13 protein-coding genes and 2 tRNA genes are annotated in these 12,505 nt (G+C 50.4%); 13 read left to right on the top strand and 2 right to left on the bottom strand.

The features are described 5' to 3' along the window. Positions 1–108: 108 nt before the first annotated feature. From pyrF to PPOP_RS10855, 13 genes are all read left to right on the top strand, one after another. Positions 109–846 (top strand): orotidine-5'-phosphate decarboxylase, encoded by a 738-nt coding sequence (gene pyrF, locus PPOP_RS10905; protein ID WP_006286395.1) that lies wholly within the window; start codon positions 109–111, stop codon positions 844–846. A gap of 2 nt (positions 847–848) precedes the next feature. After that, complete coding sequence (gene pyrE, locus PPOP_RS10900) at positions 849–1,499, top strand: orotate phosphoribosyltransferase (RefSeq protein WP_006286394.1); 651 nt, start codon at positions 849–851, stop codon at positions 1,497–1,499. Positions 1,500–1,715: 216 nt separating this feature from the next. Then, positions 1,716–2,576: an ABC transporter ATP-binding protein gene (locus PPOP_RS10895; protein ID WP_006286393.1), complete on the top strand. Its 861-nt coding sequence runs from the start codon at positions 1,716–1,718 to the stop codon at positions 2,574–2,576. Further along, complete coding sequence (locus tag PPOP_RS10890) at positions 2,539–3,624, top strand: efflux RND transporter periplasmic adaptor subunit (RefSeq protein WP_042228467.1); 1,086 nt, start codon at positions 2,539–2,541, stop codon at positions 3,622–3,624. Before PPOP_RS10895 ends, PPOP_RS10890 begins: the two co-directional genes overlap by 38 nt. Position 3,625: 1 nt before the next feature. Beyond that, positions 3,626–6,511 carry an ABC transporter permease gene (locus tag PPOP_RS10885; protein WP_006286391.1) on the top strand — a complete coding sequence of 962 codons (2,886 nt, stop codon included), beginning with the start codon at positions 3,626–3,628 and terminating at the stop codon, positions 6,509–6,511. Between the two features lie 3 nt (positions 6,512–6,514). Next, the gene (locus PPOP_RS10880) at positions 6,515–7,396 is read left to right on the top strand and encodes an ABC transporter ATP-binding protein (protein ID WP_006286390.1); all 882 of its coding nucleotides are present in this window, start codon (positions 6,515–6,517) and stop codon (positions 7,394–7,396) included. Positions 7,397–7,399: 3 nt separating this feature from the next. After that, a complete protein-coding gene (locus tag PPOP_RS10875) occupies positions 7,400–8,851 on the top strand; it encodes an ABC transporter substrate-binding protein (RefSeq protein WP_006286389.1) in 1,452 nt (483 codons plus the stop codon). Positions 8,852–8,995: 144 nt separating this feature from the next. Then, entirely contained in the window at positions 8,996–9,166 is a 171-nt protein-coding gene (locus PPOP_RS22770; RefSeq protein ID WP_159101839.1) for a hypothetical protein, read from the top strand. Between the two features lie 108 nt (positions 9,167–9,274). After that, positions 9,275–9,351: transfer RNA gene (locus PPOP_RS10870), tRNA-Met, on the top strand. A gap of 27 nt (positions 9,352–9,378) precedes the next feature. Then, positions 9,379–9,455 (top strand) — tRNA-Ile (locus PPOP_RS10865). A 375-nt stretch (positions 9,456–9,830) separates the two neighbouring features. Then, positions 9,831–10,283 carry a tyrosine-type recombinase/integrase gene (locus PPOP_RS20595; protein WP_093471041.1) on the top strand — a complete coding sequence of 151 codons (453 nt, stop codon included), beginning with the start codon at positions 9,831–9,833 and terminating at the stop codon, positions 10,281–10,283. A 148-nt stretch (positions 10,284–10,431) separates the two neighbouring features. Continuing rightward, positions 10,432–10,557 carry a hypothetical protein gene (locus tag PPOP_RS25130; protein WP_267879070.1) on the top strand — a complete coding sequence of 42 codons (126 nt, stop codon included), beginning with the start codon at positions 10,432–10,434 and terminating at the stop codon, positions 10,555–10,557. Positions 10,558–10,752: 195 nt separating this feature from the next. Beyond that, positions 10,753–11,865: a DUF418 domain-containing protein gene (locus PPOP_RS10855; RefSeq protein ID WP_006286384.1), complete on the top strand. Its 1,113-nt coding sequence runs from the start codon at positions 10,753–10,755 to the stop codon at positions 11,863–11,865. Between the two features lie 134 nt (positions 11,866–11,999). Here PPOP_RS10855 and PPOP_RS25940 read toward each other — a convergent pair whose 3' ends face one another. Both PPOP_RS25940 and tnpB read right to left on the bottom strand, forming a co-directional pair. Continuing rightward, positions 12,000–12,080, bottom strand: coding sequence for a putative holin-like toxin (locus PPOP_RS25940; RefSeq protein ID WP_422730640.1), 81 nt, complete (start codon positions 12,078–12,080; stop codon positions 12,000–12,002). Beyond that, complete coding sequence (tnpB, locus tag PPOP_RS10850) at positions 12,044–12,364, bottom strand: IS66 family insertion sequence element accessory protein TnpB (RefSeq protein WP_006286383.1); 321 nt, start codon at positions 12,362–12,364, stop codon at positions 12,044–12,046. Before tnpB ends, PPOP_RS25940 begins: the two co-directional genes overlap by 37 nt. Positions 12,365–12,505 lie beyond the last annotated feature (141 nt).

Raw genomic sequence — 12,505 nt, 5'->3', positions numbered from 1 at the left:
ATGACAGATAAAGCTGTGCGAAAGCAATCAAGGAGGCCTGTGATCCTCCCCGATTGCCGGGATCCGCATGCAACAGAGAGTATGGACGACGAACGGGGGTGGAAGAAGATGAGTCATACGGTATCATTTGAACAGGCAGCGAGTCGGGTTATGGTCGCGCTGGATTATGCCGGGACGGCGGAGGCCCAGCGCCTCATTGAGCGGCTGGAGGGCATTCCTTGCTATATGAAGGTAGGCATGCAACTGTTCTACGCGGGCGGTCCTCCCTTCATCCGCGAGCTCAAGGAGCGCGGGTACAATGTGTTTTTGGATGTGAAAATGCATGACATTCCGAATACGGTAATGGGCGGTGCGAACAGCATCGCGAAGCTGGGCGTCGACATGTTCAATGTCCATGCGGCCGGAGGCAAGAAGATGATGCAGTCGGCTATGGAGGGAGTCGAGGCGGCGCGCGCGGCCGACCCTTCGCTGCCGCGTCCCGTGATCATCGCCGTTACGCAGCTCACGAGCACCAATAACGAAGTCATGAATGAAGAGATTGGCATTCCCGGCACGGTCGAAGAGACCGTCGTCCGCTATGCGAAGCTGACGCAGGAAGCCGGACTCGACGGAGTCGTCGCTTCCCCGCATGAAGTGACAAGCATTAAGGCGGCCTGCGGCGATTCGTTCCGCACGGTTACTCCGGGCATCCGGCCGAGGGGCGCTCCGCTTCAGGATCAGTCCCGCGTGATGACACCGGCGGCAGCGATGCAGCATGGCACGGATTATATCGTCGTTGGCCGACCGGTTACGGAAGCGGAGGATCCAAGGGCAGCCTTACTATCCATTATCGAGGAGTTGGTGTAACGATGGCAACGACGAAGAGGGAACGCGAGATTGCAGGACATTTGTTATCTATAGAAGCCGTGGCGCTGCGGCCGCATGAGCCGTTCACCTGGACATCCGGAATCAAGGCCCCTATCTACTGCGATAACCGCTTGACGATGTCTTATCCTGAGATTCGGGGGGCCATCGCGGAGGGATTCGCTTCTTTGGTCAAGGAATATGCGCTGGATGCGGAAATCATCGCCGGGACGGCGACCGCCGGGATTCCGCATGCGGCCTGGGTCGCGGACAAGCTGGGGCTGCCCATGGCTTACATTCGAGACAAGGCGAAGGGACACGGGAAGCAGAATCAGATTGAAGGCCTGATTCGTCCGGGACAGAAGGTCGTCGTCATCGAGGATCTGATCTCGACCGGCGGCAGCTCGCTCAAAGCGGCGATGGCCGTCCGGGAAGCGGAGGCGGAGCCGCTTGCTGTATTCGCCATCTTCAGCTATGAGCTGGAAAAAGCGGAGCAGGCATTCCGGGAAGCCGGAATCCCGCTTTATACGCTGTCCCGCTATACCGCGCTCATGGAGACGGCTCTGGAAACAGGCGTCATTCAAGCGGCGGATCTCGATGTGTTGGCATCTTGGCGCACCAACCCGGTTGCCTGGGGCAATGAACTTGCCTGGTAGCGGCATAAATCGAGCCTAACCGACATATCGGTTAGGTTTTTTTTCTTTATTGACAAACATTTAACAGAAAATATAGTATAACGTAGTAGTATAAAGTAGAAATGCTCGGAGGTTTGGGAACCTCCATATTTGGCGACAAATGTCGGCATAGCATTACAAAGATTGTAACTTTTCTTTCTTTCCTATCCTTTATACTTAGAATGAGTTTTTGACGACATGTCCGAGAAAGGGGCGAAGAATGCAATGAAATGGCTTCGCAAGCGGAGGAAGGCAGACCGTGTCGAGGCATCCCCGGCTCTCGCGGCGAACGAGCAGGAAGAAGTGGCGCAAGAGAAGACGGAATACATACAAGACAAGACAGAAGCTACAGCCTGGCCTGCCCGAGCCTATCCCATCTCACCGGATAAACCGCTCCTTGAAGTTCGCGGGGTGGAGCGGACGTTCCAGGTCGGCAGCCAGAAGCTGCATGTGCTCAAAGGAATCGAGATGGAAGTGCATCCAGGTCAATTGGTCATGCTGAAGGGCCGATCCGGGTCAGGGAAGACGACACTGCTGAACATGCTTGGAGGGCTCGATCTGCCCACGAAGGGGGAGATCCGGTTCCGGGGGGAGCCGTTTTCGACATGGAGCGATGATAAGCGCACCGCGACGCGGCGCAGTGAAATCGGGTTTATTTTCCAGGCTTTTGCACTTATGCCGCTATTGTCCGCTTATGAGAACGTTGAATTGTCGCTTCGGATGGCTAATGTGCCCCGCCATTTATGGAAGGAGCGGGTCCATTATTGTCTTGAGATGGTTGGATTAGGCAAGCGCATGAGCCACCGTCCCTTCGAAATGTCGGGGGGAGAGCAACAGCGGGTAGCGATAGCCAAATCGATTGCGCATAAGCCGCTGCTGCTGCTGGCCGATGAGCCGACAGCGGAATTGGATTCACAAATGGGGGCTCAGGTGATGGGCGTATTCCGGCAAATTATTCGTTCGGAAAACATCGCCATCTGTATGACCACCCACGATCCCACAATTTTGGAGGTAGCTGATCATGTTTATGAAATGGTCGACGGAAGATTCATCACCTAGAAGCGCGCGCAAATGGCGCCGTGCCGCTCTACTAATGATGTGCGGCATGCTGCTGTTCACGTCTGCTTGCTCGCTTCTGCCGGATGAAGAGAAAGAGGAAGTGTTGCCGACCATCACACCGCCTACGGTATCGAAGAAGCCGGAATATGAAGTGGTTCGTGAAGAGTTGAGAGCTGTCGCCACGATGACCGGAAAATTAATGTCCGATCAGGAGGACATCTTGTTCTTCACGCTGGACAACAAACCGATCAAAAATATTTATGTCAAAAATGGCGACTCGGTCAAAAAAGGCCAGGTCATCGCGGAACTTGATGTGGATGACCTGCAAAAGGAGCTGCGCAAGAATCGTCTGCAACTGCGGGCCGAAGAAGTGAAGATGAAGGAAACGCTGCGCAAAAAAGACGAGATGGATCCGGTCGAGTTCGAGGAAGCGCAGATCTTGTTCGAACAGAAGAAGCAGGAGCTTGCCGATCTGCAGACGGATATTGACAAGGCGACGCTAACTGCTCCGTTCACGGGCACGATCGTGTCGTTAAAGGCGAAGAAGGGCGCCATGTCGAAGAAGTACGATCCGGTGGTGATCGTCGCGGATACGTCCCGGCTGACCGTGGCCGCGCAGCCGTCGAAGGACGATCTGAAGCGCATCACTCCGGGGATGGAAGCCGAGGTCAGCATCAACTCGGTGGACGGTGTCATCAAGGGCAAGGTCAAGGCGCTTCCGCTGCCATCGAACGATAATGAAGGGGGAGGCGAGGGCAATCAACCGGAGCAGGACCGGATCGACAAGTACATGACGATCGAGGTGGAGAAGATGCCGAAGGGAGTTACCCGAGGCACCATGCTTAGCGTCACCGTCGTGACCAACAAGATAAAGGACGCCATCGTCATCCCACCTTCCGCCTTGCGCACGATCGGCTCGCGGACCTATGTCCAGGTTGCCGACGAGAACGGCAAGCGAGAAGTCGATGTCGAGGTCGGAATGCAGACACCGACCAAGATTGAAATCAAAGCCGGACTTGAACCGGGTCAGAAAGTAGTGGGCCGATAATATGGAAATTCCGTTACTTCGTTTTTTATTCCGTAAAATGCGGAATACCCGCTGGCTGACGGTGAGCACGCTGTTGGGGCTTATTGTGGCGGTATCTTTTACGGTGAGCATCCCGATGTACTCCGACGGGGCGTTAAAGCGTGTCGTAACGAAGACACTACAGGAGAACAGCGGAGGATCGCCGGCGGGTTCCCTGCTGATGAGGTATCAGGGCTCGAGCGGAGCGAAGGTCGAACCGAATGCACTGCAAGAGGTTGACCGGTATATCCGGGAAGATGTGAAGGAGCAGATCGGGTTCCCGGTCCAGGAATTCGTTAACTGGCGCAGCCTTCGCACGACGGAGGTATATCCGGTCGATTCGACGAAGGTCGATGCGAGCCGGGTGCGCTCGATGACGCTAGGCTCCATGTCCGGCCTGGACGACAAGGTCGTATGGACGAACGGCAAGCTGTATGAAGACGGGGAGTCCGGAGGTGTCATTGAGGCGGTTATGCTCGAGGAAGCGATGTACCGGAACGACCTTCATGTTGGTGCAGAGCTGGAATATTCGATTTATGGAGACAATCCGACAACGCTCCGCATCAAGATCGTCGGCACCTTCAAGCCGCAGGACGAGACGAGCGCGTATTGGTTCCAGGGGTGGGAAGGATTAATGAACTCGCTTATCGTCTCGCCGGATACGTTAAGCAAGACGATTATGGGCGAACATAAAGTCGCTCTTCAGCAGTCAAGCTGGTATTATGCCTTTGATTTGCGCGAAGTGAAGACCAGTCACTTGTCTCCGTTGGAGCGGACGCTGAATCGTCTCGGCATCGATCTGTATCAGAAGCTGCCTGGAACGCAGGTGGAGATCTCGTTCGCCAAGGTGCTGGACGAATTCCGCAGCCAGAGCATTCAATTGCAGATGATGCTGTTCACGCTAGCGGCGCCCATGATCGCCATGGTGTTCTATTACATCGCAATGAATGCCAATCAGGCATTGGAGAAGCAGCAGAGCGATATTGCGGTGCTGCGGAGCCGCGGTGCCAGCACGGGGCAAATTATTTGGCTCTACTTGCTGGAGGGCCTTATTCTTGGAGCGGTAGCACTCGCGATTGCGCCGCTCATCGGCTGGTTCATGGCCAAATCGATCGGATCGGCTAACGGATTCCTTGAATTCGTCAACCGCAAATCGATTCCGGTCGGATTTACGACTGACGCAGTCATCTTCGGTACGGCCGCGGTTCTGATTGCGCTTTTGGCCAGCGTCTTACCGGCCGTCCTGTTCGCGCGCCAATCGATCGTCAATCTGAAGCAGAAGCTGGCCCGCAAAGACAAGCGTCCGGTCTGGCAAAAATGGTTTCTTGATGTTCTGCTGCTTGCCGCAGCAGGATATGGATATTATATGCTGAATCAGCAGCAACTGCTGTCGTTCCGGACGGGAATGACCTCGGAGCAGCTGCAAGTGCAGCCGTTCCTGTTCTTTATTCCGGCGCTTGCGATATTCGCTTGCGGACTGTTCTTTTTGCGGTTGTATCCACTGCTGCTGCGCCTGTTCCAATGGATTGGCGGCAAGCTGCTGCCGGTTCCGCTGTACTTGACACTGACGCAGCTGTCCCGATCCGCCAAATCATACTATCCGCTGATGATTTTGCTCATTCTGACACTCGGGCTTGGCGTATATAATGCGTCGGCGGCACGGACCATTGACACGAATTCAACGGAACGCACGCTGTATCAATATGGCGCAGATGTCGTCGTCGAAACCGTATGGGAAAGCACGTTCGTCGCTGATCGGAAGGATCAGGGGGGCAAAAACAGCGGTAATAACGGCGGCAACAATGGAGGAGGCGGTACTGGAGGTCCGGGCGGGTCTGGAGGACAGCAGCCTCCGAAAGGGAAGCAGGTTTTGAACGAACCGCCGTTCGAAGTGTTCCGTAAGCTGCCTGGGGTCGAGGCGGCAGCCAGAGTAATGCAGGCGAAAGGCAATGTCGTGATCTCCGGACGTTCTATCGGCCAGGGGATGGTCGTTGGCATTGATAATGACGAGTTCGCGAAGGTGGCCTGGTTCCGGAACGATTTGTTCCCGCAGCACCCGTTCAACTATTTGGATGCACTAGGGAAGTATTATGAGGGCGCAGCCGTCATTATTCCGAGCAATATCGCGAAGACGTATGAATTGAAGCCGGGGGATGTCATTTCTATCACCCTGCAGGATCAAATGGTTGAGTTCGTCGTCGCGGCGATACTGCCGTATTGGCCGAGTCAATATCCGGATCAGACGCCGTTCTTTATTACGAACCTGGAATATATTTATGATCAGGTGCCGCTCATGAAATACGATGTATGGCTGAAGATGAAGGAAAAGGCGCCGCTTGCGCCGGCGGTTGAAGAGCTTCAGAAGTCAGGCATCGAGCTCGTCTCCGTCAAGGACGTGCGCAGCGAACTGGCGATCCAGAGCAAGCATCCGACTCGCGGAGGCATCTTCGGCATCCTGAGCATGGGCTTCCTGATTTCGGTTATCATTTCGCTTATCGGATATTTACTCTACTGGTTCTTCAACTTATCGAGCCGTGTCGTGCAGTTCGGGATTTTGCGGGCAATGGGTCTATCACGTCGGCAGCTGACAGGGATGCTGCTGCTGGAACAGATCTTTACCGCAGGCTTGTCGATCGGCATAGGCATTTTGCTCGGCAAGCTGGCAAGCCGCCTGTTCCTTCCGTTCCTGCAATCTGCAGAAAATGCGAAGATGCAGGTGCCGCCGTTCCGAATCATTTTCGATGCAAAAGATACGATGCAGTTATATGCTGTTGTCGGGGTCATGATGCTGACGGGCGCAACGCTGCTGTTCATGCAGATTCGCCGACTGCGGGTGCATCAAGCCGTGAAGATGGGAGAGGAGCGTTAAGCGATGATTCATTGTGAAGGCCTTGTCAAAATATACAAGACAGATGAGATCGAAGTCGTGGCCCTGCAAGGCTTGAACTTAACCGTCAAGCAAGGAGAGCTGATGGCGATCATCGGGAACAGCGGCAGCGGCAAATCGACATTGCTGAATACGTTGGGCGGATTGGACCGCCCCTCTGCCGGCACCGTACGGGTTGGCAAATGGGATCTGCTCAAAATAACCGATGAGCAACTGGTCGAATACAAGCGGGATACGGTCGGGTTCATTTGGCAGAACAATGCTAGAAATCTGCTTCCTTATTTGACCGCATTGGAAAATGTGGAAGTGCCGATGATGCTCGCAGGGAAGATGGATCGGGCTTATGCGAAGGAGCTGCTGGAGGCGGTCGGCCTGGGCCATCGGATGAACAACAAGCTGCACCAGCTCTCGGGTGGGGAGCAGCAGCGGGTAGCCATTGCGATCTCGCTGGCCAACCGTCCCCAATTATTGTTGGCGGACGAACCGACGGGGTCGGTAGATACGCAAACTTCCGATATGATTATGGACATTTTCCGTCGCATGAGCCGGGAGATAGGGGTAACGGTTGTCATTGTGACCCACGATTTGGCGCTGGCGGGCAAGGTCGATCGGGTCGTTGCGATTCGCGACGGCTTGACGAGTACCGAGTTCATCAAGCGGAATCCAAATCTGAACGGGGGTGAGGATCAAGGGTTTGCAGGGCAAGGACTTCAGGATCATCATGAAGCGTATGTCGTCGTCGACCGCGTTGGGCGCCTGCAGGTGCCGAAGGAGTACTTAGAGGCTCTCCATATTACAGATAAGGCATCGATGGAACTAGACGGAGATAAAATTATTATCCGCACACCGAAAGAGTTGGAGGGGTAACCAGTGGGTTTAAAAAAATGGGTACGAAAGCTGTTATTGGCAACCATGGCCATAGCGATGATTATTCCGATGCTGACAGCTTGCACGAAGTCAGCTGAAGTAAAGCCAGGCCAAGAGCGCGTGCTGCGCGTCGGCGTTCTGTACGGCGGGAATGACGACACTTATTTCCGTTCTCAGTATACCGACGTGTTCGAATTTTCGAAGCATGGGGACATTCAAATTGAGATCGTGCCCGCTGTGGAACAGTCCGATCGATGGGGATCGAACGGAGAATATAAGCGGCCGGATTATGTAGAGGCGTTGAAGAAGATTATGACCGGAGCCAACCCGGTGGATGTGGTCGTTCTTGATGCCAGCCAATATCGGGTACTTGCTCGGGATGGTCTACTTAAGCAGCTCGATCCGCTCATTCAGCAGGATAAAATCGATACCAGCGAATTTGTGCCGACGGTCATTGACGGCCTAAAGGCGATGGGAGAAAATAATCTGTACGGCTTAGCGCCGACTTTCAGTTCTCAGGCTTTATTCTATAATAAGACGTTATTCCAGGAAGCGGGAGTCGAGCCGCCGACGGACAATATGACTTGGGAGCAAGTATTCGACAAGGCGAGGCTGGTATCCAAGGGCGAGGGCAAGGATCGCGTCTATGGCTTCTCCTTCGATCATTATTTCAGAAGCAATGATCCGTTCTTTGACATGGATGATTATGTCAAGCCGCTAAATCTCCGCAAGTTCGATGATAAAGCAGAAAATATGACCGTCAATACGCCGAAGTGGGAGAATGTATGGACGACGTTTTCGAAGCTGATCGCTGAGAAGATTATTCCAGGCGATGACATGGAAATGCCAGAGATGCAGGACAGTCAATACAATCCGTTCCAGTATGACAGCTTCCTGTCCGGACGAGTGGCAATGATGCTCAGCGATTACTCGTTCATTAATTCCGATCTGTCGGATGCGATGAAAAATGCCGACAAAATCAAAGGGTTCACGAAATTCGATTGGGATGTCGTGACGCTTCCCTCCCATACGGAAGCTCCAGGCGTATCCGGATTCGTCAATTTGAGCAATATTTTTGCCATCAATCAGAAGGCGTCGAATCCGGATGATGCTTGGGATTTCGTCAAGTTCGTGTCGAGCGACGAATGGGCGAAGCTCCGCTCCCGCAGCAGCTATGAGTTGGTGTCCCGCCAGAAGCATCTCAAGCCGAAAGACGGGGCCGACTTCAATATCGCAGCCTTCTACACCATGAAGCCCGTTCCGCCTACGGAAAATAATGATGATGAAATTTTCCAAAAATATACCAATTTATGGGAAGTGTACGATATCGGCCAAACCTTGTTCCAGGAGGTTCTAGATAACAAGAAGAGCGTAAGCGATGCATTGAAGGAATGGGAGAGCAAGGGCAACCAGCTTTTGAAAAAGAAACAAGTCGATCCCGAATACAACAAATAAAGAACTTCATTTGGACCGGCAAGCCTGCCAAGGCTTCGCCGGTCTTTGTACGTTGCCGCAGCTACCGCTGACCGTTCAAGAAGGCTGCATGATTGGAGAACATATCGAACACAATAGTAGCGACATGTGAAGAAAGGAGTGAGGATGGCAATGCATTGGGTATATTGGGGCAAGCTCTACAATACAAAATTCCAGGCCCGCTGCCTGCAGGAGCGGCTGGAGCAGGATGCTTGGATATTCGGATATGATACGCCATCCGAGATTGAGGTGTACCGCTCCCGCAAAGGAAAGTATGGAATCCGCTTTGTTCTCTAAGGGGACATTGTAGAGATTATTATTTTTCTAACTTTTTTCTTGACTGTTCATGGATTTATATAGTATACTAATACTTGTCACTGCGAAAGAGTGGCCATAACAAAATGTCGCGGGGTGGAGCAGTTCGGTAGCTCGTCGGGCTCATAACCCGAAGGTCGTAGGTTCAAATCCTACCCCCGCAACCAATATTTTTGCAATAAGCAATGGTGTAGGGGCCCTTAGCTCAGTTGGTCAGAGCGGTCGGCTCATAACCGATTGGTCGTGGGTTCGAGTCCCTCAGGGCCCACCAGAACCGTTGTTTTCAAAGATTCATAGTGTTTGCACACTGTGTATGTGCCGGGGTGGCGGAATTGGCAGACGCACAGGACGTAATACGTTCGGAATCCGAATATTCGGATTTAACCGTTTTCCGTGTCCTTTTCGTAGCCAAACACATTAGCCTTTACGGGAATCCATGCGAATCCTGCGGTACACTCACCTAGAATGACGACGCACCTCTCTTCGTGTTATTCGTTCTCAATCGCGAATAATTTGATGTAGGTGTTTTTTTTATGTCCGGAAATTCACGATCTAGGCAGCAGAATATGATCTCCGCAACGGGGCAAAATGGTACTGCGTTTTCTGATGCGTCAACGGATTTTGACATCGCCGTTTCGGCGTTAGAATTTCCGAACTATGCGGAAGAAAAACTACCGATATCGATTGGAAAAACAATGTAATCCGGATATTCGGTAAAGGACGGAAAGAACGATTTGTCCCTTTTGGCAGTACGCTATATCGTCACCTAAAGGAGTACATTGCTATTCGTGGAATACTTGATCACGACCTCGTGTGGGTCAATATCGACAATAATCCGCTTCAACGCTGTTCAATCCAAGATTATATTCGCGAATACGGCATGGTTTCCGGAGTTTCGGGAGTGCGGGTATCTCCGCACACCTTCCGACATACCTTTGCGAAGAAGTACGTCATGAATGGTGGGGATGCGTTCTCGTTGCAAAAAATCCTCGGTCATACCTCGCTTGAAATTGTCCGGATGTATGTAAATATGTTCGGAACGGGCGTTATGAAGCAACACCGCAAATACTCGCCGCTTGAAAGACGTAACGATGAATAACGAATAGATAGCGTCGTCCTATTTTGGTCGGCGCTTATTTTTTTTATTTACGTTGCGCAATATAGAAAAGTACTACGGCTTCCGTAATAAAATTAGTGTTATGCTGCTGCATGATCTGTTCAATCCAAAGCAAGGGAGTGAAGCTGGAATGGATGCGATATGGGAACGGTATGCAGGGTTGGATGTGCACCAAGAGAACGTCGTTGCCTGTGTATGGGCAGGGTCTCTCGCCAAGAAACCGAAGCAGGAAATCAAAACTTTGATGCGCTTGTAAAGGGTATTGAAAAAATTATCTCTAATGGGTAAACTTACTTTAAGGAGGATATTTTTAATAGTAAAATAAAACAATATTTATAAAATGGAGGTGTTTTTTAAATGTTTTATTATCTCACCAAATGTACATATGGACATCACCCATAGATTTTTGTATATATGAGCTAGCACAATGCCAATTTAGAGGAGATGGATAATGTTGATGAGGAAAGTAATAAACTGGAATCCTACTATAGATAAAGAACGGATAATTTCTATAGATATTGTGCGTGGGATAGCCTTAATAGGAATTATATTTGTAAATTTTGATACTTATTTAATAACGTTGCTGGATTATTTATCAGACTCCATACCAATCATGCAATACTCTGCCCATCCTTTTGATCCCTATTTACAGCTGGCTTATAGTGTATTCATTCATACTAAATTTTACAGTATTTTTTCTTTTTTGTTTGGCTTAGGTTTCTATATGTTTATGAGTCGCGGTGAAGCCCATGGTGCCAAGATTTTTCGTTTCTGTACCCGCCGTTTATTTGCTTTATTATTCATTGGGATATTACATTTATTGAGTTGGTATGGTAGCATTTTATATATTTATGCACTTCTTGGATTTTTTTTAATGCCGTTTTACAGGAGAAAACCTAAAACTATTTTAAATTGGGCACTTGCATTTTTCAGTATAAGCATATTAACAAGTACGGATCATAGTGCAATTTCATTTTGGTTTCCTGTCGGGGTTACAGATCTAACTACCGTTTTCGGAATGTTTCTGTTGGGATTATACGCTGGTAAGCGAAACATTGTAATACAAATGCAAAACCATGCACAATTACTGCATCGAACGACAATTTTCAGTATTATCGTAGGTACTATCTCTTCAATAGGCTCTATCTGGTATATTTTTGAAACTATACCGGAATCAGCGTGGATGTTAGTAGATATATCCTCACGTATTTGTACCTTTTCTATGACTTTATTTTACTTGAGCAGTTTGTTTTTACTTTTACAGAATAAAGCTTTGTCGAATTTCTTAAAACCCATTGCTAATATGGGGAAAATGGCGGTATCGGTATATGTAGCTCAAAACTTTTTAGGCTCCCTTTTTATTCACTTGTTTGGTTTGAAAGATGGATTTACTCTCTTTCAATTGTTTTTAATGTCTTTGCTTATCATTGCTATTGAGCTTATCGGTGCTAATCTATATGTTATGAAATTTAAACAGGGTCCGTTGGAAATGATTTGGCGTAAAATGACCTATGGATTTAAAAGTAAAAAAAGCAAGGGTGTACAAAACTCCGTAGACGTATAAATTACACCGTGGTAAGATATAAATAGAAAAAGGAGCCGTGCTAGCAACACGACTCCCAAGCAATAGCCGCTTTAAGAGCGGTTGGCTTGGATATAGGTGTACGAAATAGGCCGCAAACCATTCCAGTGGGCGGCCTATTTCTTTGTGTGCAAGTATATCAGCAGCGTCAAGACAAACGTCAGTAACGCGAATATCCAAAGTCCAAATTGGAACATAACGGATAGTGCTTCGTATAATAGGGAATAGGTAAGGCTGTGCCGCCAGCGGGCCACTGAAACGAGCCGCGTTCGAGCCTGCGGTAGTAGAGCCAGAAGCCAGCATGATCCCAATGCAGAATTTTGAGCTTGTCCCGTCTGCGATTACAAAACACGAACAGCGCCAGGGAAAACGGATTGAGCCCAAATTGTTCCTGTACCATAGCGGCCAGCCCATCAATGGATTTGCGCATGTCTGTTGCGCCGCAAGCCAGATAAACAGGTGAAGCGATGAAATTCAGCATAACGGGGTAAGGGCGGCAACTACATCACGAAGCAGTCCGGGTTCAATACCGGGACGAACGTCGATCCGGGCAACGCCGACTTGGAGCTGAAGGGACTCGGTTGCTTCGATTTGGCCAGCGACAGAGATCGGACGGAAGGTA

The organism is Paenibacillus popilliae ATCC 14706, assembly GCF_000315235.1.
In the GTDB taxonomy this organism is placed as follows: Bacteria; Bacillota; Bacilli; order Paenibacillales; family Paenibacillaceae; genus Paenibacillus_B; species Paenibacillus_B popilliae.
The sequence above is the reverse complement of the archived record's forward strand: the minus strand, read 5'-3'. Positions and strand labels throughout refer to the sequence as shown.

Coding starts and splice junctions, on each gene's coding strand:
- pyrF (WP_006286395.1), top strand. CDS start 109: ATGAGTCATACGGTATCATTTGAACAGGCAGCGAGTCGGGTTATGGTC.
- pyrE (WP_006286394.1), top strand. CDS start 849: ATGGCAACGACGAAGAGGGAACGCGAGATTGCAGGACATTTGTTATCT.
- PPOP_RS10895 (WP_006286393.1), top strand. CDS start 1,716: ATGTCCGAGAAAGGGGCGAAGAATGCAATGAAATGGCTTCGCAAGCGG.
- PPOP_RS10890 (WP_042228467.1), top strand. CDS start 2,539: ATGTTTATGAAATGGTCGACGGAAGATTCATCACCTAGAAGCGCGCGC.
- PPOP_RS10885 (WP_006286391.1), top strand. CDS start 3,626: ATGGAAATTCCGTTACTTCGTTTTTTATTCCGTAAAATGCGGAATACC.
- PPOP_RS10880 (WP_006286390.1), top strand. CDS start 6,515: ATGATTCATTGTGAAGGCCTTGTCAAAATATACAAGACAGATGAGATC.
- PPOP_RS22770 (WP_159101839.1), top strand. CDS start 8,996: ATGGCAATGCATTGGGTATATTGGGGCAAGCTCTACAATACAAAATTC.
- PPOP_RS25130 (WP_267879070.1), top strand. CDS start 10,432: ATGGATGCGATATGGGAACGGTATGCAGGGTTGGATGTGCACCAAGAG.
- PPOP_RS10855 (WP_006286384.1), top strand. CDS start 10,753: ATGTTGATGAGGAAAGTAATAAACTGGAATCCTACTATAGATAAAGAA.
- PPOP_RS25940 (WP_422730640.1), bottom strand. CDS start 12,080: ATGTTCCAATTTGGACTTTGGATATTCGCGTTACTGACGTTTGTCTTG.
- tnpB (WP_006286383.1), bottom strand. CDS start 12,364: ATGCTGAATTTCATCGCTTCACCTGTTTATCTGGCTTGCGGCGCAACA.